We start from the raw sequence: 22,815 nt of genomic DNA, 5'->3' as shown, positions 1-22,815 counted from the left end.
CTCAGTGTTTACATTTTTGTTTACATTTTTTTACAAAGTTGGTTGCTTCTTTTTGGTGTTTTAAATCAGTTGTTTACGTTATTTTTGTAAGGTGTTCTGTTTTTTATGTAATTTTAATGTAGCAATGCTGTTGCTCATACAAAGGTTGGCGTTTTATATTCGGTTACATAGTCAAAGAATTAAATATAGCAAATACAATAATACATAACCTATCTTAGGGGAAACAATGTCTAACAATATAATTAAAAGAACAGCAATCGCGACAGCTGTATCAAGTGCACTTGTGGCAACGATTGCTAATGCTGCGACTTTGCCTGACGCTACAATGACCAATAAATACGCAGAGCAAATTAAGGAAATAGCTGCTGATAAAAAAGCACCTTCTGCACATATGATCGTTCTTAAGGCAAAAACGTCTGTCGATGCAGTTGCTGCTGGGACTTACCAATCATCTTCTAATCGAGAAATAACGGCGCAGATTGAGCAGCTTCAAGATATGATGACTGTTGAGTTAAATAGCTTAGATTTTAATGCAAAAGTAATTGGTAAAACTAAAATTTTAGCGCCAACCTTAATTGTTCAAGCAACCCCAGAAGCGTTAGCTCAAATTTCAAAAGATGATCGCGTTGCTAAAGTTTTACCAATGTTCGATCGAGAATTACATGTTGCTGCGAGCTCTGAATATATCAATGCTAAACCACTTATTACCGATGGTATTGCAAGTGGTAAAGGCCAACGTGTTGCAGTGCTTGATACAGGTATTGACTATACGCATGAGGCGTTTGGTGGTGAAGGTACAGTTGAGGCTTACCTAGCTGCACAGGCTGATCCAACGTCAGTTGCATGGCCTCAAGGTATCGTGCAAGGTGGTTACGATTTTATTCGTGATGATGCAGATCCTATTGAAAATGACGCGGCTAACTCTCCATCAACGGGTGATCCAACAAATCACGGTACATCATCTGCAAACTCAGTAAACGGTATTGCACCTGATGTTGAGTTATATGCATATTCTGTATGTGGTGGTGGTTGTCCAAGTGCAGCACAAGCAGCAGCATTAGAAGCGGCAATGGATCCTAACGGTGATGGTGATATTTCAGACCGTGTTGATGTAATGAACATGTCTCTTGGAGGTGAGTTTGGTGACACTTACACTGGTGGTGGTACACAATACTTAGTTCAACGTGCAGTTGAGTTAGGCGTAAATATGGTCATTTCTGCAGGTAACGATGGCGACAACCCGTTCCGTATTGGTGGTCCAAGTACTACACCTAATGCACTATCTGTTGGTGCTATGACTCACCCAACAACTGAAATTGGTATTGCAACAGGTACTGTTGCAGGTGTTGAAGGTAATATCCAGCCATCAGGTTTTGGTCCGCAAGAAGCGTTTACAATTTCAGGTGCCGATATTGAACTAGTTTATCCTGATACAAACGCAGATGGTTGTACTGAATTTGCTGCAGATGTTGATTTTACAGGCAAAGCAGTATTAATCGACCGTGGCGCATGTGCATTTACTCAGAAAGTATTGAATGCGCAAGCTAAAGGTGCTGAGTTTGTAATGATTGCAAACAACAACGATGATGGTACTCCTGCACCTATGGGTGGCTTTGATGCTGCAGTTACAATAAAAAATGTAGGGGTTAACTTTGCTGCAGGCGCAGCATTAAAAGCTCAGTTAGCTGCTGGCGGTCCTGCGACGTTTGATATCAGCATTGAATTGAAAACAACAGCGGGTGCGGTTGCTACATTCTCATCGCGTGGTCCTTCGATGGATGGCTTATTAAAACCAGAAATTACAGCGCCAGGCACAAGCATTGATGTAGCAGCATCAGGTACTCAAACGGGGACTAATCCTGTGTCGGGTACGTCATTCTCAGGTCCAATTACAGCCGGTGCGGTTGCTATGATCCGTGAAGCACATCCAGAGCGCAATGCGTTTGAGATTAAAGCAACAATAATGAATGCTGCGAACTTAAATGTAACCAATGAACCTCTTGATATAAATCCTGACTCAGAGCTTGCACCAATTAGTATGATAGGTGCTGGTTTGGTTGACGTTACTAAGGCGGTTAATCTACCAGTTGCGGCATGGGTGCATGACGGAAAGTTTGATACTAAACAAGCTGCGCTTTCTTATGGTTTAGTGAGCCTTGCAGAAACAGGCTCTATCACTAAAACGGTAACCGTTAAGAACTTCTCTGCAGATGCAAAAACTTATAATCTTCGCACAGAAGCGCGTTATCAAAGTGATATTGATACTAACGCAGTTAGTTGGGATTTCCCTGAGTCTGTAACAGTTCCTGCAGGTCAAGCGATTAACTTTGATATTACAATGACGGTTGACCCAACTAAATTACCTGTATGGGAATTAGAAAACCCATTCAGTGCAGATGACATTGCAGCAAGAAGTGCAGCATTAACATCAATCGAATTTGATGGTGCGTTAGTATTCGATGACGCATCTACAGATAGCGATCATGATTTACACCTTGTTTATCATGCAATGCCAAAGGCGGCGACTGAATTAAGTTACTCACCTGAAGTTGTTAATAATGAAATGGCATTAGTTATTGAAAACACAGGTCAAACAGAAATTACGCCTCAAGCTGAAAGTGTAATTGCAGTGGGAACAGAAAAAACAATTGAAGAGGCTGAGTTTAATATCCTGTCTACTACTTTCTCTGCGTTTAATTCAGAAGCATGTGATTCAGGTGTATTTATAACTTCTTCCATTCAATTGCGAGATCCATTAACACATGTATTCCAAGCTGGGTACAGAGTTGAAATCGACACAGATAATAACGGTGTCTCAGATCAGTATATGCAAAACTATAACGATCGTGGTCGTCAGACTGCATTCCCTGGTCGTAGTCGTACTCTAATTGGTACAACTGATGGTGCGGGTAATGATACGTTGGCATGGGCTACTCCGCTTTACCATGCGGCAGGTGAAGATACAATTACCTTCTCTGGCTGTTCTGAGTTGATGAATATTGATGCAGCAATGATTGGCGAGCCAATGAACTTTAAGGTATCAGTGGGCTACCCTAGCTATCAAACAGGTGTTTACTTTGAAACTGATAGTGTAACAGGTTCAACGGTATTTGGTGTTCAACCTCAGGTACAGATTACTTCACTTGAAACGGGCGAAGCCGTTTCTTCAATTATGCCAGGAGAGAAAGCGGTTGTTTCTGCAAGTGGTCCGTTTGCACTATCGCAAGGTTCAGGCACTAACCTTATTAAAGTTATGGCAGCTGAAGACCTAGAATTACCAGACGTTGAAGCACCAAAACTGGTTGGTGGTGAGTTTAGTGTTTCAGAAGATGCAGCGGATGGAACCGTAGTAGGTGCGCTTACTATTGAAGAGTCAGAGTTAGATTTGGCCATTTCAGAGTATTACGTACAATCAAATACAAATATTGGTCTTGCTGTTGATGCAGATGGACAAATTGTGGTTGCAGATACAACTTTATTAGCAGGTGATACATCTGCAGAAATGGAAGTTGTTGCTATTGATGTTCGTGGTAATGTATCTGAACCTGTAATGGTAGCGGTTAGCATTACAGCGCAAGTAGCACCTGTTGTTACTCCAGAACCAGCGAAGAAAAGCTCTTCAGGTTCACTAGCCTGGCTAACATTACTAGTTGCACCGTTTGCATTTATGCGTCGTCGTAAGCAAAAGTAATGTACTAACTTAAATGTTTATAAAAGGGAGCTTCGGCTCCCTTTTTACATAGCTTCACAAACTAAATTTCTGTGCTATTAAATATTAGGTATATTTAATAAAATAATAACTACAGAGATTCCAATCAATGAAACATACCCCATTTGTTCTTACTTTTATTTCCTTAGCTATTTTAGGGGGATGTAACAAAGCTCCTGACGTTGAGCAATCAGCAAAAATTGAAAACGCAGCTGCTAAAATCGCAGTCATGCCGCCTATTGCGAAGAAAGTACCGTATAAAATGACAGTCCATGGCGACACGCGTATCGATAATTATTATTGGATGCGTGATGATGAGCGTAAAGCTCCTGAGGTAATTGGTTACCTTGAGGCTGAAAATGCTTACACAGATGAAATGCTTGCGCATACAAAAACGTTACAAACTTCGTTATTTGAAGAGCTAAAAGGGCGAATTCAAAAAGATGATGATTCAGTGCCAGTTAAAAAAGGTAACTATTATTATTCGTCGCAAACTCGCGGCGATAATGAGTATGCTACTTACTTACGCAGTAGTGATTTTGCAGGCACCGATCAAGAAGTTATTTTAGACGTAAATGAATTAGCTAAAGGCCATGACTATTTTGCGGTTAGTGGCCTAAATGTAAGCCCAAATGATAACTTAATGGCGTATGGTGAAGATACGGTGAGTCGCCGTGTTTACAATATAAAAATTAAAGATTTAAACACGGGCAAATTACTAGAAGACACGCTTGAAGGCACTAGTGGTTATGTTGTGTGGGCGAACGACAATAAAACTGTTTATTACATTAAAAAAGATGCGCAAACCTTACTCGGTTATCAAGTTTATCGTCATACGCTTGGTACATCACAAAGCGATGATGAGCTTGTATACGAAGAAAAAGATACGAGCTATTACACAGGTATGAGCAAGAGCAAAGACGGCTCAGAAATTTATATTTGGCATAGCAGTACTGATGCATCGGGTTTATCAGTACTGAGTGCAAACGATGTAAATGCTAAGCCAAAGCGTTTAATTGAACGTGAAGCCAACCTTGAATACAGCATTTCAAAATTAGGTAATACTTATTACATTGTGACTAATTTAAATGCGGTTAACTTTCAGCTTATGAAAGTTGATATTGATAAAGCCGGTGATAAAGCAAATTGGCAAAGTGTGATCCCTGCTCGCGAGGATATTAAACTCGAAGACGTTGAGTTATTTGATGACTACTTGGTATATCAACAACGTGAAATGGGTCAATCAACACTGATTGCGCGTAATTTAACATCAGGCAAAGAGTTACCACTAAGCTTTAACGACAGTGCGTACACGATTAATGCGTACGGTAATAACGAATTAAACAGCGATACGCTACGTGTGTATTACACCAGTATGACGACACCGGGTTCATCTTATGATGTCAATTTGGCCACTGGCGAAAAAACATTATTAAAGCAACAAGCGGTATTAGGTGACTTTAACGCAGAAAACTACGCGTCTGAGCGTATTTTTGTTACAGCACGCGATGGCGTAAAAGTACCGGTGAGTTTGGTGTATCGAAAAGAGCTATTTAAAAAAGATGGCACTAACCCATTATTGCAATACGGCTATGGTTCGTATGGTGCAACAATGGATCCTAGTTTTTCTTCTGCACGATTAACGTTGCTTGACCGTGGTTTTGTATTTGCAATTGCCCACGTACGTGGTTCGCAAATGTTAGGGCGCCCGTGGTACGAAGCGGGTAAATTACTCACTAAAAAGAACACGTTTAACGACTTTGTAGATGTTACTAAGTCATTGGTAGCTCAAGGGTATGGCGATAAAGAGCAAATTTTTGCCCAAGGTGGCAGTGCTGGTGGTTTATTAATGGGCGCAGTGGCAAACCAAGCGCCTGAGCTATATAAAGGTATGGTGGCTGCGGTTCCATTTGTTGATGTGGTTACTACTATGCTTGATGAGACTATTCCGCTTACAACTAACGAGTATGGTGAGTGGGGTAACCCTAACGAGAAAGAATATTACGATTATATGTTGTCGTATTCACCATACGATCAAGTTAGTAAACAAGACTACCCTAATATGTTAGTAACAACAGGTTTGCACGACTCACAGGTTCAATATTTTGAGCCAGCAAAGTGGGTTGCAAAACTGCGTGACTACAAAACAGATGATAATAAACTACTATTTAAAATAGACATGGAAGCCGGCCATGGCGGTGCGTCTGGTCGTTTTAAACGCTTAGAAGATGCCGCGTTAAATTATGCATTTATGCTTGATTTAGCCGGTATAAAAAAATAGCCACACCCAAATTCAACTAAGTAATGAGCCAAGGCGTAACGTTAAGTTACGCCTTTTTTTTGTGGCAAATTAAAGCTAAAAATAGTGCCTTTGCCTATCTCACTTTGAACATTTATTTCACTGTCCATAAGCTTTAATAGTCCACGACAAATAGCAAGCCCTAACCCACCTTGTTGACGGCCCGCTTTATTAGAATTACTAGCTTGGTAGTGGGGATCAAAAATAGCTTGTAACTCATCATGTTTAATACCAACTCCGGTATCCGAAACTTGCACAAATAATTGATAGTGGTTACTTCGTCTTACGCTAACCTCAATACTGCCACCAAGGGGAGTATGCCTAATTGCATTATCGATTAAGTTACTTAAAACGCGCTCAAGTTTGGCTATGTCGGCGATGACAGGGAAGTCACAAATTTCTGGCTCAACCGATAAATTAATGCCTTTTTGTTGCGCAACAATACTAAACTTAGCAATACAATCGTAAATTAGCTCTCCTAGGTTAAATGTTTCTTTATTAATGTTTATTTGGCCATTTTCTAAGTGAGCAAGTTCAAAAATTTGCTCTATAAGTTGCTTTAGCTGTCCACAGTTATTTAATGAGACTTGCAAGTATTCTTGCTGTTCTTGTTTACTTAGTTTGTCACCTGACTGATTTAACACTTCTAAAAAACCTTGTAGAGAGGCTAGTGGTGTTCGCAGATCATGGGAGAGGTGAGTAAGCAGCTCTTTACGTTGTTTATCACCTTGCTCAAGTGCTTTAAATTGCTCGTTTATACGCGTTATCATCGCTTGAATACTTCGACCTAGGCTGTGGACTTCGTTGCTTTTTTGATTTGAATAGTGACTTAGTTTTGTATCGGTTAGGCTATAGTTAGCAGCCTCAATATTGCTCACATCTTTTGCAAGACGTTGAATAGGGCTTGTGAAAAATCGCAGTAAAATAAGCATCGCAATAAATAAAAAAACGAGTGTTGAGCCAAGCCACATAGCAGCCACTAATAACGAGTCGTTACTTTTTATATTATTGAGTGAGGTGTCGTATGCCTCACCACCAATAATTATATATAAATACCCTTGTAATGCATTGTTGTTAAATACAGGCGCCACAGAAAATATTTTTTGTTGCTGTGGGTCTCGTGGGTTATCACCATAAATAGGTGTTGTGTTTGGGTGGGCAATCAGCTTTTTTAGCGGCTCTAAATTAACGTGTGAGCGCTTTACTTTTCCGGGTTCTGCGGAGTAAGTCAATATTTTTCCGCGCTGGTCTACAAAGTAAAATTCAAAGGCAGGGCCTAACAGCATTAGAGTATGAAACAGGTTTTCAAGGGCTTCGTAATCGTATACGCCTTCTTTTATTAATGGATTGTCTTGTACTAAATGTTCAGCCAGTGCTAAATGTAAGTTTTGTTCGCCATGGTGTTTGGAGTTGAGTTCTAATTGTTTACTCCAGCTATAAACTAGCGCACAAATAAAACAAAAAATAACGGCTAACGACACTGCTAATTTTTGGTACAAAGAAAGTTTCATAATAAAAATCTTAATTAAGTTGGTTTGGGTTGAGTTTGTATCCCACACCCCAAACGGTTTCTATAATGGGAGTTGGTTGATGTAATTCGAGCTTTGCGCGCAAGCGGTTAATATGCGAATTAACCGTATGTTCGTAGCCACTGTGTTGGTACCCCCATACTTTATCGAGCAGTTGTTGGCGGCTAAAGACATGATTTGGGTGACGTGCAAAGTACACAAGCAAATCAAATTCGGTGGCGGTTAGGTTAATTGCCTGTTCAGCTAAGTACACTTGATGAGAGTCAAATTCAATGTGTAGCGAGCCAACATGAAGCGTTGTTTCGCCCTTAATCGTATTCTGGTTAGTATTTTGGCTCGCGAGCAATTGTGCTCTGTGTCGCAGTTGGGTTTTTACTCTGGCTTGTAGTTCACGTGCAAAAAAGGGTTTACAAATATAATCGTCGGCGCCCATTTCTAGGCCTATAACTCTGTCCATATCGCTACTTAGTGCTGTTAGTAAAATCACTGAGATAGTTGGATAGTGTTCTTTTATTTTACGACATAAACTCAATCCATCCATTTGCGGAAGGTTTATATCCAGTAAAATAAGCCCGTAAGATTGTTTGGCTATTTTTTTCAAAGCCAGTTCAGCACTTACAACATGATCCACATGTAAATTTAGCGATGTAAGCTGTGTGGTAATTAATTTACCAATTTCTCTGTCGTCTTCAACTATGAGTAACTTTTCATGGCGCATCATTTATCCTCGTAAAAAAGGGGGGGCTTCCGTGCTCCCCAACTTCCCCATTAAAAGCTGGTATATCGAGGTTGATATTGATAAACGAATTACTGAGTGCGGGTAATAACCACTTTTGCTAATGGGTTATCAAATTTATGTTCAGGGCTAAGCACTGAGCCAGACAAACCATCTTCATTTGTAACTACACCTGGGTGTCTTGCTACAAAATTAACATCATCACGGGCTTCATTAAAACCTTCTCCGCCATCAGCAGGACCGGGTATCGTACCAGCTGCTTCTGTATTTGCTTCAGTACCTGCATCATAAGCAACGGTAGTGCGAGTTAAAGAGTCGCCGACGGCTAATGAAGATACATCTAAAGCACTAAGACCGGTAAACCCATCATTTGTATTCACCATCATAGTGGCAAGCGACAACTTAAGTGCCTCAAGTGAGTCTGTGGTTAATGTAATCGTGGTATTAGCACCAGGTCCAACAGGACCTTCGCTTGATGCGTTGGCTATAGCGTTTTCTAATGCAAGCAGTTGGCTGTTATCGCCTCCTTCAGCTATTGCTTCTAATGCAATTGAGGCCGCATTGCCAATTTGCCAAAGAGTGCCTTCAGTATGTGCAATAACAGCAATAGGCGATAGTGGCTGCCCCGCGGTTAAATTGCTGACGGTAACATCAAATTTATAGCTTACAGGCTCAGGAGTTGGCGGTGTGACAACCTGAACAGGTTCGTTTCTGTCGTTATCGCCGCAGGCTGCAAGTGAGGCTGCAAGTGCAACAACCACAATGCTTTTTTTAAAGTTATTTAAAGATGCCATGATAACGCTCCTACTTAACCGTAACGGTTAGCTTAGCTACTGGGTTTAACCATCTGTGAACCGTATTACTTAAATCGCTATTACCAGCGGTTAAATCGTCGTCACCTAACGTGCCTGGATGAATATGTACGTTAATATTGCTATCGGTACTTGTTAAGCCAGCGCCGCCTGTGCCCGCGTCGCCACCTGGGGCTGCAGGAATACCTGGCGTACCCGGTGCACCTGAGCCATCGACAATGAGTTCATTATTGTGCTCAGTGCCTGCATCATATGCATTTAAGTAAACAATATAAGTGCCTGCTTCGGTTGGGATTTTCCAGCTATCCAGGCCAACAAAGCCATCGTTTGTAGGCAGTAACATAGCGGTTACTGAGAGGTAGTCATTACCATTGGTTGTCATTAGTGTGGCCATGGTCGATGATGATGGCGCTAATAGGCCTCCTGCTGGGTTTGCAGCCATGTCGCTACCTGCTGCAGTAGCTTGTGCCATTAGTTCTGCAATGTTGCCACCTTCAGCCATTGTTTGTAATGCGGTAGAAGCTTCAGTTGCAACTTCAAAAAGCTTATCTTCGCTGTCGTGTGCTGTAACTAGCAGTGGGGTAAAGTGAATGCCTTGTGTTAGGTTGGTTATTGCTAGGTCTAACTCTGCAGCTATGGCTGACTGGCTAGCTACTGCTAAAAGAGTTGCAAGTGTAAATGTTGAAGCTTTCATTTTTATTTCCTGTATGTGATGATTCGAGATAAGTATTGAACAATCGTCTCCAGAAACTCTCACAAACTTATCACTTTTTTATCACAGAAGTTTAGGTTGTGATTTTTTACAAATAAATAGATAAGTGGTGTTATATACCTGTGTATAATTAAACCGGATTTTAAAAATTAAAGGATTGTGCTATGGAACAAAATCAAGAAATTAAAGTCGTTAATAAAGATGACCGAACTTGGGCAATGCTATGTCATTTAAGTGCATTAGCTGGGTTTATTGTGCCATTCGGCTCGGTGTTAGGCCCCCTTATTATTTGGCTAATTAAAAAAGATGAAATGCCTATAGTTGATATACATGGTAAAAAAGCGCTTAACTTTCAAATTACTATGGCTATAGCTTATTTTGTATGTTTTTTACTAATTTTTGCAGCTGTTGGTTTACTACTGTTACCTATGGTCGCTATCTTTTCATTTGTGATGGTGGTTATCGCAAGCGTAAAAGCCAACGATGGCAAAGAGTTTAATTATCCCCTTAGCTTAAATTTAATTAAATAAGCGTTTTGATTTAAGTTAAAAAGTCGTTCAAACCCAGCTTAATGGCTGGGTTTAGTTTTTAGTCATAAGGGAAAAATGCTCTATATAACATTATTTTTTACGGCATTTATATCGGCTACGTTATTACCCAGCTCGTCTGAAGTATTGATGGGTGGGATGATAATGCAAGGTAATACTAACTTATGGCTAATTTGGTTTGCAGCAACCTTAGGCAATGTATTAGGCAGTTGTGTTAATTATTGGCTTGGAACACAAGCATTACGCTTTAAAGATAAAAAATGGTTTCCAGTTTCTGAAAAAGGGCTTAAAAAAGCGCAAAAGCAGTTTAATAAATATGGGATATATAGCTTACTGTTTGCGTGGTTACCTATTGTTGGCGATCCACTAACTGTTATTGGCGGCGTGTTTAAAGTGCGCTTTAGTATGTTTTTAGTGCTAGTAACACTCGGCAAAGGGCTACGTTATTTAGCTGTAATAGCCCTTGCCGTTGGATTATTTGTGCCAGTCCAGAGTTAGCGACACAGAGTCTGCAAAGCGCAGCGCATGAGGTTTATCCACTCGGGCTTTGGCGTAATTCACACTTGGGTGCGAGTGGCAAACAGCAAGAATTTCAGCAACTAATTTTTCTAACAATAAAAAGTGACCCTGTTCAACTAAGGTAATTACTTCTTTAGTAATTACCTTGTAGTTAAGTGCTTGTTCTACTTCATCAGTTTCACAAGCTTGATCAGCCGGATAATGAATTTCTAAATTAATGACTACATCTTGTTTTTTTTCACGTTCATCAGGATTAAAGCCAATAAACGTGCGTAGCCGTAAGTTAGTTACATTAATTATTGCGTTTGCCATAGGTTATCCTTTGATCAGCTGTAAAAACTCATTACGTGTTTTCGGATCGGCTCTAAAGTTACCAAGCATAACCGAAGTACGCATACTTGAGTTTTGCTTTTCCACGCCACGCATCATCATACACATGTGCTTTGCCTCAACAATGACGCCTACACCTTTGGCACCGGTTACTTCCTCAACCGCTTTGGCAATTTGATGGGTTAGCTGTTCTTGAATTTGAAAACGGCGAGAGAACATATCCACAATACGTGCAAACTTAGACAAACCTAACACTTTGCCATCAGGGATATAAGCAATGTGACAGCGGCCAATAAACGGTAATAAGTGATGCTCACACATAGAGTAAAGCTCTATATCTTGTATCAACACCATATCGTCAGCATCTGAGGTAAATACTGCATTGTTAGTGATTTCGTTAAGCGTTTGGCGGTAACCTTGAGTTAGGTACTCCATCGCTTTTGCAGCGCGTTTTGGAGTATCGAGCAACCCTTCACGTTCTGCATCTTCACCGACTGCGGTTATAATTTTTTGATAGCTTTCTTTTAATTCGTTATGCATAAGTTTCTCGTTTATTTAGATGACTTACTTAAGATGGCGACCACCATCAACAGGTAAAGCACGGCCTGTGATGTAATGGCTGTTTAGTAGTAGGTCGATGCTATTGATAATTTCTTGGCATCCAGGTTCGATACCCATTAATGATTTTTTTAAAGTTTTAGCGCGATACTGCTCATCATCATGTTGATTAAAAATAATTAATGATGGTGCGACTGAATTCACTTTAATATTCGGTGCATATTTAGCACTAAATGATTTGGTTAAGTTATCCAAGGCGGCTTTGCTGGCCGCATAGGCTAAGTGTTTTGGGCTGCCAGTTTCCACTACGTAATCAGTTAGATGAATAATGTCAGCGGGCTTAGCGTGAGACGCCTGATAATTTAATAGTAAATCTGCACAGCGTAAGTTTACCAAGTACGGTGTTTTTGCATGAATGCGCATCATATTGTCAAACAGCTGCTCAAACTGAGGGTTGTTAGCTTCACAGTCCCAGCTTGATGCATTATGAATTATTGCGCTTAGTGAGTCAGTCTGTGCTTTAAGTAATGTAATAAAAGTATTAATACCCTCATCAGAACTAAAGTCAGCATAAAGACAGATCGCTCCTTGTTGTTCTAGCAAATCTACCGCTTTATGGCGGGTACGATAAGTAATAATGACCGCTTGCCCTTGGGCTATAAAATGCTGTGCAAGCGCAAGTCCAATACGTTGTCCTGCACCAGTAATCAAAATAGGGGGGGTCATAAAATATAAAACTCTCTGTTGGCAAGCGTTAAGGTTAACCGTTAAAATTTAAGCCACTTATTTTCACGCCATTTTTTACGTAAAATATAAGCGGCTCGATCAGTTAAATCACACTTATAATATTGATTTAAAAAGCATCGTATATTGTTGGAATAGGCTGGCGCTTATGTTGCGTGCGTTGGTAAATTGCAATCAGTGTTTGCTCCACATGCTCGGAGACTGGTTTACCTTCTAAAAAGTCATCAATTTCTTCATAGCTTAAGCCTAATGCTTCCTCGTCAGTTAAACCTGGTCTATCACTTTCTAAATCGGCAGTAGGTGCTTTTTCAACTAATAGTGCTGGTGCACCCAATGCTGTTGCCAGTGCTCTTACCTGACGTTTAGATAGACCAAACAAAGGGGCTAAGTCGCAGGCGCCATCGCCAAACTTAGTATAAAAACCGGTAATGTTTTCGGCGCTATGGTCGGTACCTACAACGAGCCCTTGGCAAAACCCAGCAATTTCATATTGTGCAACCATGCGTTGGCGTGCTTTCACATTGCCTTTAATAAAGTCTATTTTTTCTTGTGTTGGCAATGGCTGATTATTACCAGCTAAAGTTGCCATTGTTTGCTCGTGCAGTGCGTCGGTTGCAGGCTGAATATTAACGGTCATACGGGTGCTGGGCTTAATAAAATCAACCGCCATTTGTGCTTCGCTTTCATCTGCTTGCACTCCATACGGTAAGCGCACCGCAATAAATTGATACTGTGTATCTTGGTGTTCTTGATTAAGCTCATTAACAGCAAGTTGGCATAATCGGCCACAGGTTGATGAGTCTACACCGCCACTAATACCTAGTACCAGTGAAGTTGAGTATGCAGCTTTTAAACGTGCTTTAATAAAATTTACTCGGCGTTTAATTTCAGCGTTAACATCAATACTAGGCTGAACCTTCATTTCAGCCATAATTTCGGCGCGCATGGCCTGCTCCTTAAAGTTAAAAAGTTTTAATGCTCAAAAAAGAATAGCTATTATGTGATTTCAAATTACACAATTAAAGTCCTATATACTCTTTTATTTGTTTAAGTTGAGCTTTTAGCTCGTTAATTTCAGCGAGTATCTCATTGAGCTCTTGGTTTTTTAACTCGTCTGTAATGGTTTGTGTTGCTGTTGGCTCATCGTTTTCTGCAGAAGGTGCTGTAAATAAGTGGATATAACGGCTATCACGCTTACCAGGCTCACGGGGCAGCTTTTTAACATGGCTATTTTCAATCAATTGTTCAAGCGATGTTTCAACGTCGTCAACATTGGTAAAGTCAGCTAAGCGAGCACAACGGGTTTTTAATTCACCGGGTGTTTGAGCTCCCCGCAATAATAATAAACATATAATGGCGCGTTGTTGTGCGTTAAATTGTAAGTGGCTAAATTGTGTATTACAAAAGCGATGGTCGTATTTAGATACACGTCCACTGAGACCTTCATCTTCTGTTACCAAGCGTAAGTCGATTAATTCGGCAATGGTAGCCTGAACTTGCTGTTGGCTTAATTCGAGCACAGGAGCGCGATTTGATTTTTGATTACAGGCATTCGTTAAGGCATTTAATGATAGTGGGTAATGTTCAGGCGTTGTTGTTTGCTTTTCCAATAAACAGCCAATAACTCTTTGTTGTTCAACTGATAACTGCATAATATCCCTTACTTCATCGATTCTATTTTAAGCTTACACTGTTATTTAGCGCTAAGCCATTGTTGCAATTTAGCATGCATAGCAGGGCCATCGAGAGGTTTACTTAAATAGTCGTTCATACCGGCATTTAAACATTTGTCTTTATCTCCGCGCATTGCATTAGCCGTTAGTGCAATAATGGGGATGGTTTGATTCTCTAGACCCGCAAGGCCCTCTCTAATAGCCATGGTAGCTTGGTATCCATCCATAATAGGCATTTGGCAATCCATTAGAATAAGTTGATAAGTGTTTGCGTTTGCTTGGTTTAATTTCGTTAGTGCATCCTCGCCATCCTCTGCAATATCAAAAGTGAGCTCGGCTTGTTTTAATAATGCACAGGCAACTACTTGATTTACTTTGTTATCCTCTACTAACAACACATGGCCTTTTGTTTTTTTAGGTGTATTAATCGTTGGAGGGTGCGCTAATTCTTTGGGCTGTGCTGCCAATGTTACTTTTACCAGCGTGTCATACAAACCAATAGCGGTGAGTGGTTTAAAAATTAAGGCTGCTTCATTGTTTCCATAAAATAAATTGCTTTTTGAATAGCTCATTGGAGCCATAATCAGAATATGACTGTTCAATAAAAAATGTTTCAACTTTTCAGCCAAGGGGTGTGCTACAGGCTCCAAAAAGCTTGTGTCAATAATTGCCACATCCGGCGGTGTTTGTTGATTATTAGTTATATAAGTTTCAACCTCTTTATAATCACACACTGCACTGACATCTGCGCCCCATAGCGTTAATTGCTTTTCGATGATGGTGGCATTCATCTCGCTATTATCAACAATCAGTATTCGCTTTGCTTGTATATGTTGGCAATCTAAATCAAATGCTTGGTCTATCACTGAGGTAATGTTGACTGAAAAAGTAAAGGTGCTGCCTTCATTGGGTAGGCTATATACACATACTTCGCCTCCCATGAGTTCGCACAGCTGCTTAACTATTGCCAAGCCTAAACCGGTGCCGCCATATTGGCGGGTTGTTGATGCATCAGCTTGAGTAAAAGAATCAAATAACTGTTTTTGCTTCTCTAAACTAATACCAATGCCGGTATCAATAATCGCACATTCTAAAGTCGTATTGTCGATAGTTTTTTCTATGGTAGCGGTTACCAGTACTTGTCCGTTTTGGGTGAACTTTACGGCATTGGCAATCAAGTTATTTAAAATTTGTCGCAACCTATTTGGGTCGGACACAATCTCACTGGTGCTTACATGCGTAGTATCTAAAATTAATTGGGTGTTGTTGCTTTCGGCCTTGAGCGCAAACGACTCAACAATTTCTCCCAGTAACTGTGGTAAATTAAATTGAATGTTTTCTATGTCTAACTTACCAGCTTCTATTTTAGAAAAGTCTAAAATATCATTAATAATTCCCAATAAAGATTCTGCTGACGACTGGGCAAGTTTAATATGATGACGTTGTTGCTGATCAAGTGAGGTCGCCTGAATAATATTAAGCATACCTAACACCCCATTCATCGGAGTGCGAATTTCATGACTCATGCTGGCTAAAAACTCACTTTTAGCGATCACCGCTTGTTCAGCGGCTTCTTTTGCCATTACTAGTTCTGCTTCCGTTTCTATGCGCTGTTCACTAGAGTAAAGGCTTCCTATTAGTGCGCCGATTGCAATTAAAAAACCTTCTTCGTTTTGCGTCCATGCTCTAACGCTTGCTTGTTCTGCGCATACAACACCAATTGAGCCGCTGCCTGCGGGGATCATAACACATAGCATTGCTTTTATAGATGATGGCTCGAGGTAGCTTTTTGCTATGGGGGCGAGGCAAGCTTGTTGTTGAGCATTCTGGGCGCTAAAAACAGCTTTTTTTTCTAGGGTGGTAAAAAAATCAGGAATGTCTTGCTGGCGCCAAGGGGTATTATTATCACTGTTATTTTGGCTATAGCTTGCAATAGGACTCAGCTGAGTTTTATGCTTATCAAACAAGCGAATGCTTACTGTATTCACTTTAAGTGCACGACACACCGCACGAGTAATTAGCTCTTTAGATTCGCTTAATTTACCATTTAATATGTGGTCGCTAATTGTTAGCGACGCTAAAGTTTCGTTAAAGCGGGCTATTTTTTGATCTTCTATTGCTACCTTTTTACGGGCATCAATATTTTGTAATGAGCCGAATATTCTGATGCAGCGTCCATTTTTATGCTCGGCTTCACCATGTATGAGTGCCCAAATTACTTCGCCTTTGGCATTAATAACTTCAAGTTCAGCCTCGTAACTTTCACCATACTTAACCGCTTTAGTAATCAGTTCAGCCGCCTTATCTCTGTTTTTTCCCTCTTTAAAGTAATATAAATCGGATGACCATTTAGGTTGCTCATTTAAAGGGTATTCAAATATCTTTTTGGTCATGTCTGACCAAAATACCTGTTTTTTTTCTAAATCAAATGACCATGCGCCTACTTGAGCTAGGTTACTCATTACCTCGAGCATTTTTTCGTTTTCGTGTTCTCTATTGAGCATTTTTAAAAACAATAAAAACGCAAAAATAAGCAAACTTAAAATAACACTAATGACAATACGTAATGGCCAGACAGACGAAGATGCTGGCTGCCAACCTGTTTTTGGCACTACATAGAGCTGCCAAGCACCGCCTTGGAAATTTAGATTAAACTCAAGCGGATTTTGGCTTGTAATTTCTGGGTCACCAAAGAAAAACTCACCTTGTTTACCTAACCCGTTACGTCCTTGAATGGCAACAGTGTATTTTTTTTGTAATTCGAAAATCCCTGCGTTGTTATAGACTTTTTCTAGATCGAGCACCACAGAAAGCAGCCCCCAAAAAGATTGGTCTTCAGGTAAATAAACCGGCACTCGTGCAATCAAAGCTTCACTACCTTGAACTAACGTGAGCGGTCCAGCCATTACAATAGTATTAGTGTCGCGTGCTTTAATAGCATCATCGCGTTGCGCTTTATTTTCTAAAAAATTGAGTCCAATGGCTTTTTCATTCCCTTTAAGCGGGTAGGTCATTGTGATGACCATGTTAGGTGCAGCACCAATATTACGTAGTTCGTTAGAGGTGTTAAACAGCGGAGCGGCAATTTTCCCAAAGCGTGTTTGGCTTAAATTGGGCTCTGCAGCAACGGCCACAGCCAAGCCACGTATTAATTGAATATTTGATACCAAAATAGCTTCAAGCTGGGCTCTGTAGGTACTTACTTGAGAAAGGACTTGTAAACGGTAAGCATCTTTTGCCCGATTATAATTAAGCCGCTCAAGCACTAAGCTAGTTATTACAAGTAAACTGATTGCAAATAAAAAGGTAAGCTTAAAATTATAAATGGATGTGCGTTTACTTTTGCGCTGTTGCCACATAGGGTGTAATTAAATTGTTAATATAGAAAGCTTAACTATAGCTAACTAACACTAGAAACAAAAATGGCGCAGTTAAATATGCGCCATTTTCTTTTTAACTATGTACACGTTTAGATATTATGAATCACTAACTTCGCGTGCCCAATGATGCTGTTTCGCAACATGTAACTTGCGGTAGCCATCCAATAATGCGGCGTGCTTTTTAAAGCCTTCAAGCGATAAGCCTGGGAAAGTTAAGCCGTTAAAGCGTGTGCGACCTTCTGCAATCTCAATTGCAAGGGTGACATTATTAGCGCCAAACATCAGTCCTAAGGCGTCTTGGTAACTCGCATATTCACGTTCGTCATCGTATTTAATTTCTAAAATAGCTTTTAAACAACGGAAATGACGCATCGCGTCTTCATTAACTTGGCCGGTATGTAAAATCCAGTCAACCCAATCAATCGCTTCTTCGCTGCCTGCGGCTAAGCATAAGTGTGCTTTCAGTTCACCAATACGTAGAGTATGCCAAGGCGTATCGGCATCGGTTGCTAAGCCAATGAATTCAGCAGCGCGAATAATATCGCTGTGACCAGCTTCTTCTAGGTTTTCGTAAATTTCCATCAGTTGCTCAGTGTCATATTGATCAAGTGATAAGAAAGTTTCGCGGAATTTAGCGCCTTCGTTGTTATTACGCCAAATAAGCTCATCTACCGGATAAATATCAGACATACCAGGCACTAAAATACGGCATGCATACACATTTAAGTGGGTGTAATCCATGATGTAGATATCATGGCCCATGCTGTGAATTAAATCAGTACAGAAGTTATATTCTTGCTCAGTTGAACCACTAAAGTCCCAATGTACAAATTCAAAGTCTGCTTCAGAACGGAAAAAGTCATGAGAAATTAAACCGCTTGAATCAATAAAGTGCAGTTCAATGTTTTCAGGTGTGGCTACTTCGTCGTTGTCAAAAGTGGCAGGTTGAAATACGTCTAGTTGATCTAGACGACGACCTTGCAGTAATTCGGTAACGGTTCGCTCTAGCGCCACTTCAAATGAAGGATGAGCACCAAAAGAGGCAAATACAGAGCCATCCACTGGGTTGATTAGTGTAACACTCATTACAGGGTATTTACCGCCAAGTGAGGCATCTGCAATACGTAAATGGAAGCCATGGCTACGCAACTCTTCACAGGCTTCATGAATTTTAGGGTATTGTTTTACCACATCTTCAGGCACGATTGGTAAGCTAATACCTTCAGCAATAATGCGATTTTTAATGGCGCGCTCAAATACTTCAGATAACCCCTGTACACGGGCTTCAAATTTAGTATTACCAGCACTCATACCATTAGAAACAAAAATATTACCAATCACGTTCACCGGAATATAAATATCTTGGCCGTCGCGCTGGCGGGTATAAGGCACAGTACAAATACCACGCTCAAAATTACCAGAATTAAAATCATAAAGGTGTGAGGCAGTTAATTCACGCTCAGGGTCGAAGTAATCCCATAAGCTTTCATCCATAATCCCTTGTGGTACTTCATCTTCTGCTACTTTAAACCACTTTTCGTTCGGGTAATGAGTAAAGTCACCATTGGCAAATTCTTCACCTAAGTAAAAATCAGCAAAAAAGTAGTTACAGCTTAAACGCTCAAAATATTCACCTAGCGCAGAAGCGATAGAGGCTTTATCAGTAGCACCTTTACCGTTAGTAAACATTACACCACAGTCGCTATCTTTTATATGAACTGAATAACAGTTTGCTACAGGGTTAAGCCATAGCGCTTCTTCAATATTAATATTTAGCGCTTTTAGCTTGTTTTGCATGGTAGAGATAGACGATTCTAAATCGCGGTCTTTACCTTTAATAAATGTTTTTTCAGTCATTTTGATCTCAACTAGGTCTGCACAATACATGAACTGTGTATTATCGTGGATTTTGATGTTTATTTCACCCTTTACCCGCTTTTCGTAGCGTTTTTAATAGAACGATTATGAATATATGCTAATAATAGTTTATTGAAATAGTTGAAGGGTATATTTATGTTTAAAGTAATCAAGCGGTTGCTATTGGTTGTTGTGGTTTTAGCGCTCGCTGGTACTGCCATTGTTTACGGCGTTTTGACCTTAAGTTTACCTACCCTTGATGGTAAAGGCCGAAGCGATGCGGTGACACAGCCTGTTAAAGTTGCTCGAGATACGCTTGGCCAAGCTGTTATTACTGCAGCAACTCGCCACGATGCTGCCTATGGCTTAGGTTATGCTCACGGGCAAGATCGCTTTTTTCAAATGGATTTACTTAGACGTAATGCCGCAGGTGAGCTCAGTGAGCTATTTGGTAAAGCCGCGCTTGCTCTTGATAAAAAAATGCGCTTTCATCAATTACGCAAACGCAGCCAAGCGATTTTAAAAACTCTCCCTGAAGCCGATAAGCAACTACTAAAAAGCTATGCACAAGGTGTAAACGAAGGACTTGCGCAAGTAGGGTACCCAAGTTTTGAATACCTACTTACAGGGGCTGAGCAACAACCATGGCAAAGCGAAGATAGTCTGTTAGTTATTTTTAGCATGTATTTAGATTTACAAACTGCCACCTTTGAACGCGATCAAGCTTTAATTCAAATACAACAGCAATATGGCGCAAAAATAGTTGAATTTTTAACCCAACCAAGCCAATACCAAGCAGCATTAGATGGCAGTGTTTTAACACCTTATACCCAAACTATACCCCAGTTACCAACGCAGCCATTAGCGGCGATTAAAAGCATTACTGCTAATTTAGAAGTAGGCAGTAATAACTGGGCAGTGACCGCAGATTTAACTAATACTCAAGCTGCGATGCTTTCAGATGATATGCACTTATCAATGGCGGTGCCGGTTATTTGGTATCGAGCGCAGCTTAATTACACTCATAACAATCAAGCTTATCAGGTAACCGGTGTTTCGTTACCAGGAGCACCTGCCATTGTGGTTGGCAGTAATAATAAAATTGCATGGGGATTTACTAATGGCTATATAGATACAGCCGACTGGGTTGCACTAACGGATAGCAGTAAAACATGGCAAGTAAATGAAGTAATTACCTTGGATAATGGCAACGATGAAATTTATCCCTTAACGCTAAGTGAGTATGGCCCTGTTAAATACATTAACAATCAGCCTTATGCCTTAAGTTGGGCTGCGCATCAGCCGTATGCCGTTGATATGCAATTGTTACAGCTTGAGCAGGCTGAAACAGTGGATGATGCCCTTAATATTGCAAGTAACGTGGGTATTCCGGTACAAAACTTAATGGTGGTAGATAGTCAAGGCAGTGCAGCTTGGAAACACATGGGCGGTATTCCTGCGCGAACAGTACCCAGTGAGTTAGCCATTAATGAAAGTGAATATTCAGCAACTTGGCAGCAAAATGAAGTTATTCGCCCGTTTGTTAAAAACCCTGAGAGTGGGCGTCTATGGACAGGGAATTCGCGAGTGGTCTCTGCTGAGGATAATGCACGTTTTGGTAATGGCGGCTATGCCCTAGGTGCTCGTGCGACGCAAATACGCGATCGGTTGTTTGAAAAACAGCAGTTTAACGAAGGCGACTTTTACCAATTACAGTTAGACAATCAAGCGCGTTTTTTAACTCCTTGGCATAGCTTATTACTTGAGCAGTTAAAACAGCAGCCAGAACACAATGCAGATTATATCAATGCACTGGATAACTGGCAGCAATGCGCCTGCTCAACCTCCGTTGGTTATACTTTAGTTAAAACGTATCGTGATGAACTAATAAATATTTTATTTAGTAGTATTGAAGCCAGCCTCAATCAGCAGGATGGTACATTAAGTTATGTAAAACGCGATTTGGAGCCCGCTGTTTGGCAGTTAATAAAAGCGCAGCCAGCAAGTTGGGTTAACCCGCAATTTACGAATTGGGAGCAGCAATTACAGGCAGCTTTTGAGCAAACTCTCGCGCAGTTAACAGCAAAGTTTGGGAATAACATTCAAAACTGGCAATGGGGTAAAGTAAACGAATTAGCGATTGAACACCCATTTGCTAAACAAATACCTCTATTGAGTAAGCTACTAAATATGCCTACCGCTCCAGGGTTTGGTGATAGCTATATGCCTGCCGTACAAAAAACCAGTTTTGGCGCATCGCAGCGATTTATTGCCCAGCCTGGATATTTAGAAAGTGCCATTTTAACAGTGCCTGGAGGGCAATCAGGGCACCCGCTTTCTGAGTTTTATCGAGCCGGTTTTGATGAATATGTAGAAGGAAAGCACACCCCATTGTTACCGCAAACATTCATGCATCAAATTGAAATAGTGCCTATCAACGACTAGCTTTGGATGCAGAGTGAGCTAAATAAGTTGCTATCACGTTTTATAACCATGATTATTAATTATAGGGTTACAACAATGAAAAAATTACTACCGGCATTAATAACGACTTTACTACTAAGCAACTACGCGGCGGCGGATGACAACCCAGTTACAGCTAAGCAACTGAGCGAGCATGTATACGTCCTATACGGACAAGGTGGCAACATTGCAGCCAGCGTAGGGGATGATGGCATATATATCATTGATGATCAGTTTGCCAAACTCTCAGACGATATTAAAAAAACCATTAGCGACTTAAAGCCAGGCAGTGCAGAGTTTGTAATTAACACTCATCATCATGGCGATCACACCGGTGGTAACGAAAACTTTGCTAAAGCCGGAGCCCATGTTATTGCCCACAATAATGTACATAAACGCCTAAAAGAAAAACATGGCGAAGGGTCGGATTACCTACCACGAATTAGTTTTGGTGATGATTTAACACTGCACTTTAATAATGAGCAAGCGCATGTTGTGCATTATCAACATGCCCATACCGATGGCGATGCGGTGATTTTTTTCAATAATGATAATATTGTGCACATGGGCGATATTTACTTTAACTTTGGCAGCCTGCCGTTTGTTGATGTAGACAGCGGGGGTAGCGTTGATGGTGTTTTAGCGGCGGTTGATGATGTGATTAATCAGATTGATGATAAAACTCAAGTTATTCCTGGTCATGGCCCGCTAAGTGACCGTTCAGGACTGATCACGTATCGTAAGCTGGTGCAAAAAGCGAAAGATGTTATGCTAAAAGCAATGCAAAATGACGCCAGTTTAGAGCAGGTACTTAAAGCAGATCCATTGTCAGAACTTGGCCTTGAATATGCTAATTGGTTACCTAAAGAGCGGGTAACCACACTTTTTTATCGCAGTTTAAAGTAGCGCAAAGCGCGAATAAAAACGCATAAACCTAATAAAGCTG

Annotated in this window: 17 protein-coding genes; 6 read left to right on the top strand and 11 right to left on the bottom strand. The window is 40.6% G+C overall.

Annotated elements, in window-relative coordinates:
- Positions 1 to 226: 226 nt before the first annotated feature.
- Both CWB76_RS03480 and CWB76_RS03475 read left to right on the top strand, forming a co-directional pair.
- The gene (locus CWB76_RS03480; protein WP_138605461.1) at positions 227 to 3,691 is read left to right on the top strand and encodes a S8 family serine peptidase; all 3,465 of its coding nucleotides are present in this window, start codon (positions 227 to 229) and stop codon (positions 3,689 to 3,691) included.
- A gap of 127 nt (positions 3,692 to 3,818) precedes the next feature.
- Positions 3,819 to 5,990: a S9 family peptidase gene (locus CWB76_RS03475; protein WP_138605459.1), complete on the top strand. Its 2,172-nt coding sequence runs from the start codon at positions 3,819 to 3,821 to the stop codon at positions 5,988 to 5,990.
- 41 nt (positions 5,991 to 6,031) lie between these two features.
- On the opposite strand, the gene CWB76_RS03470 is transcribed toward CWB76_RS03475, so the two are convergent.
- The 4 genes from CWB76_RS03470 to CWB76_RS03455 all read right to left on the bottom strand — a co-directional run bounded on the left by CWB76_RS03470 (position 6,032) and on the right by CWB76_RS03455 (position 9,779).
- Positions 6,032 to 7,519 (bottom strand): sensor histidine kinase, encoded by a 1,488-nt coding sequence (locus CWB76_RS03470; protein WP_138605457.1) that lies wholly within the window; start codon positions 7,517 to 7,519, stop codon positions 6,032 to 6,034.
- A gap of 10 nt (positions 7,520 to 7,529) precedes the next feature.
- The gene (locus CWB76_RS03465) at positions 7,530 to 8,255 is read right to left on the bottom strand and encodes a response regulator transcription factor (RefSeq protein WP_138605474.1); all 726 of its coding nucleotides are present in this window, start codon (positions 8,253 to 8,255) and stop codon (positions 7,530 to 7,532) included.
- Between the two features lie 89 nt (positions 8,256 to 8,344).
- Positions 8,345 to 9,067 (bottom strand): spondin domain-containing protein, encoded by a 723-nt coding sequence (locus CWB76_RS03460; protein WP_138605455.1) that lies wholly within the window; start codon positions 9,065 to 9,067, stop codon positions 8,345 to 8,347.
- Positions 9,068 to 9,077: 10 nt separating this feature from the next.
- Positions 9,078 to 9,779 carry a spondin domain-containing protein gene (locus tag CWB76_RS03455; protein ID WP_138605453.1) on the bottom strand — a complete coding sequence of 234 codons (702 nt, stop codon included), beginning with the start codon at positions 9,777 to 9,779 and terminating at the stop codon, positions 9,078 to 9,080.
- A 182-nt stretch (positions 9,780 to 9,961) separates the two neighbouring features.
- Here CWB76_RS03455 and CWB76_RS03450 point away from each other — a divergent pair, with 182 nt between their 5' ends.
- Both CWB76_RS03450 and CWB76_RS03445 read left to right on the top strand, forming a co-directional pair.
- Positions 9,962 to 10,327, top strand: a complete 366-nt coding sequence (locus CWB76_RS03450) for a DUF4870 domain-containing protein (RefSeq protein ID WP_010392586.1) — start codon at positions 9,962 to 9,964, stop codon at positions 10,325 to 10,327.
- 75 nt (positions 10,328 to 10,402) lie between these two features.
- Complete coding sequence (locus tag CWB76_RS03445) at positions 10,403 to 10,843, top strand: YqaA family protein (protein ID WP_054202893.1); 441 nt, start codon at positions 10,403 to 10,405, stop codon at positions 10,841 to 10,843.
- Here the strand turns inward: CWB76_RS03445 and folX are convergent.
- The 7 genes from folX to ycaO all read right to left on the bottom strand — a co-directional run bounded on the left by folX (position 10,820) and on the right by ycaO (position 19,406).
- On the bottom strand, positions 10,820 to 11,176 hold the full coding sequence (gene folX / locus CWB76_RS03440) for a dihydroneopterin triphosphate 2'-epimerase (RefSeq protein WP_054202892.1): 357 nt from the start codon (positions 11,174 to 11,176) through the stop codon (positions 10,820 to 10,822). The genes CWB76_RS03445 and folX overlap by 24 nt on opposite strands.
- 3 nt (positions 11,177 to 11,179) lie before the next feature.
- Positions 11,180 to 11,734 (bottom strand): GTP cyclohydrolase I FolE, encoded by a 555-nt coding sequence (gene folE / locus CWB76_RS03435; protein ID WP_008108996.1) that lies wholly within the window; start codon positions 11,732 to 11,734, stop codon positions 11,180 to 11,182.
- Positions 11,735 to 11,758: 24 nt separating this feature from the next.
- Positions 11,759 to 12,478 carry a dihydromonapterin reductase gene (folM, locus tag CWB76_RS03430; RefSeq protein WP_008468539.1) on the bottom strand — a complete coding sequence of 240 codons (720 nt, stop codon included), beginning with the start codon at positions 12,476 to 12,478 and terminating at the stop codon, positions 11,759 to 11,761.
- Between the two features lie 127 nt (positions 12,479 to 12,605).
- Positions 12,606 to 13,442: an NAD(+) synthase gene (gene nadE / locus CWB76_RS03425; protein WP_138605451.1), complete on the bottom strand. Its 837-nt coding sequence runs from the start codon at positions 13,440 to 13,442 to the stop codon at positions 12,606 to 12,608.
- Between the two features lie 73 nt (positions 13,443 to 13,515).
- The gene (locus CWB76_RS03420) at positions 13,516 to 14,148 is read right to left on the bottom strand and encodes a YceH family protein (RefSeq protein WP_075170877.1); all 633 of its coding nucleotides are present in this window, start codon (positions 14,146 to 14,148) and stop codon (positions 13,516 to 13,518) included.
- Positions 14,149 to 14,189: 41 nt separating this feature from the next.
- Positions 14,190 to 17,528, bottom strand: a complete 3,339-nt coding sequence (locus tag CWB76_RS03415; protein WP_138605449.1) for an ATP-binding protein — start codon at positions 17,526 to 17,528, stop codon at positions 14,190 to 14,192.
- Positions 17,529 to 17,645: 117 nt separating this feature from the next.
- Positions 17,646 to 19,406, bottom strand: coding sequence for a 30S ribosomal protein S12 methylthiotransferase accessory factor YcaO (ycaO, locus tag CWB76_RS03410; protein WP_138605447.1), 1,761 nt, complete (start codon positions 19,404 to 19,406; stop codon positions 17,646 to 17,648).
- Positions 19,407 to 19,562: 156 nt separating this feature from the next.
- On the opposite strand from ycaO, the gene CWB76_RS03405 reads away from it, so the two are divergent.
- Together CWB76_RS03405 and CWB76_RS03400 are read left to right on the top strand one after the other, a co-directional pair.
- On the top strand, positions 19,563 to 21,851 hold the full coding sequence (locus tag CWB76_RS03405) for a penicillin acylase family protein (protein ID WP_138605446.1): 2,289 nt from the start codon (positions 19,563 to 19,565) through the stop codon (positions 21,849 to 21,851).
- A 75-nt stretch (positions 21,852 to 21,926) separates the two neighbouring features.
- Positions 21,927 to 22,775 (top strand): MBL fold metallo-hydrolase, encoded by an 849-nt coding sequence (locus tag CWB76_RS03400; RefSeq protein ID WP_138595982.1) that lies wholly within the window; start codon positions 21,927 to 21,929, stop codon positions 22,773 to 22,775.
- Positions 22,776 to 22,815 lie beyond the last annotated feature (40 nt).

The organism is Pseudoalteromonas sp. S1609, from assembly GCF_005887255.1.
GTDB lineage: Bacteria > Pseudomonadota > Gammaproteobacteria > Enterobacterales > Alteromonadaceae > Pseudoalteromonas.
This window is presented reverse-complemented; position numbering and strand designations above follow the sequence as displayed.

Excerpts from the sequence above, each read along its gene's own strand:
- CWB76_RS03480 (WP_138605461.1), top strand. The coding sequence starts at position 227 with ATGTCTAACAATATAATTAAAAGAACAGCAATCGCGACAGCTGTATCA.
- CWB76_RS03475 (WP_138605459.1), top strand. The coding sequence starts at position 3,819 with ATGAAACATACCCCATTTGTTCTTACTTTTATTTCCTTAGCTATTTTA.
- CWB76_RS03470 (WP_138605457.1), bottom strand. The coding sequence starts at position 7,519 with ATGAAACTTTCTTTGTACCAAAAATTAGCAGTGTCGTTAGCCGTTATT.
- CWB76_RS03465 (WP_138605474.1), bottom strand. The coding sequence starts at position 8,255 with ATGCGCCATGAAAAGTTACTCATAGTTGAAGACGACAGAGAAATTGGT.
- CWB76_RS03460 (WP_138605455.1), bottom strand. The coding sequence starts at position 9,067 with ATGGCATCTTTAAATAACTTTAAAAAAAGCATTGTGGTTGTTGCACTT.
- CWB76_RS03455 (WP_138605453.1), bottom strand. The coding sequence starts at position 9,779 with ATGAAAGCTTCAACATTTACACTTGCAACTCTTTTAGCAGTAGCTAGC.
- CWB76_RS03450 (WP_010392586.1), top strand. The coding sequence starts at position 9,962 with ATGGAACAAAATCAAGAAATTAAAGTCGTTAATAAAGATGACCGAACT.
- CWB76_RS03445 (WP_054202893.1), top strand. The coding sequence starts at position 10,403 with ATGCTCTATATAACATTATTTTTTACGGCATTTATATCGGCTACGTTA.
- folX (WP_054202892.1), bottom strand. The coding sequence starts at position 11,176 with ATGGCAAACGCAATAATTAATGTAACTAACTTACGGCTACGCACGTTT.
- folE (WP_008108996.1), bottom strand. The coding sequence starts at position 11,734 with ATGCATAACGAATTAAAAGAAAGCTATCAAAAAATTATAACCGCAGTC.
- folM (WP_008468539.1), bottom strand. The coding sequence starts at position 12,478 with ATGACCCCCCCTATTTTGATTACTGGTGCAGGACAACGTATTGGACTT.
- nadE (WP_138605451.1), bottom strand. The coding sequence starts at position 13,442 with ATGCGCGCCGAAATTATGGCTGAAATGAAGGTTCAGCCTAGTATTGAT.
- CWB76_RS03420 (WP_075170877.1), bottom strand. The coding sequence starts at position 14,148 with ATGCAGTTATCAGTTGAACAACAAAGAGTTATTGGCTGTTTATTGGAA.
- CWB76_RS03415 (WP_138605449.1), bottom strand. The coding sequence starts at position 17,528 with ATGTGGCAACAGCGCAAAAGTAAACGCACATCCATTTATAATTTTAAG.
- ycaO (WP_138605447.1), bottom strand. The coding sequence starts at position 19,406 with ATGACTGAAAAAACATTTATTAAAGGTAAAGACCGCGATTTAGAATCG.
- CWB76_RS03405 (WP_138605446.1), top strand. The coding sequence starts at position 19,563 with ATGTTTAAAGTAATCAAGCGGTTGCTATTGGTTGTTGTGGTTTTAGCG.
- CWB76_RS03400 (WP_138595982.1), top strand. The coding sequence starts at position 21,927 with ATGAAAAAATTACTACCGGCATTAATAACGACTTTACTACTAAGCAAC.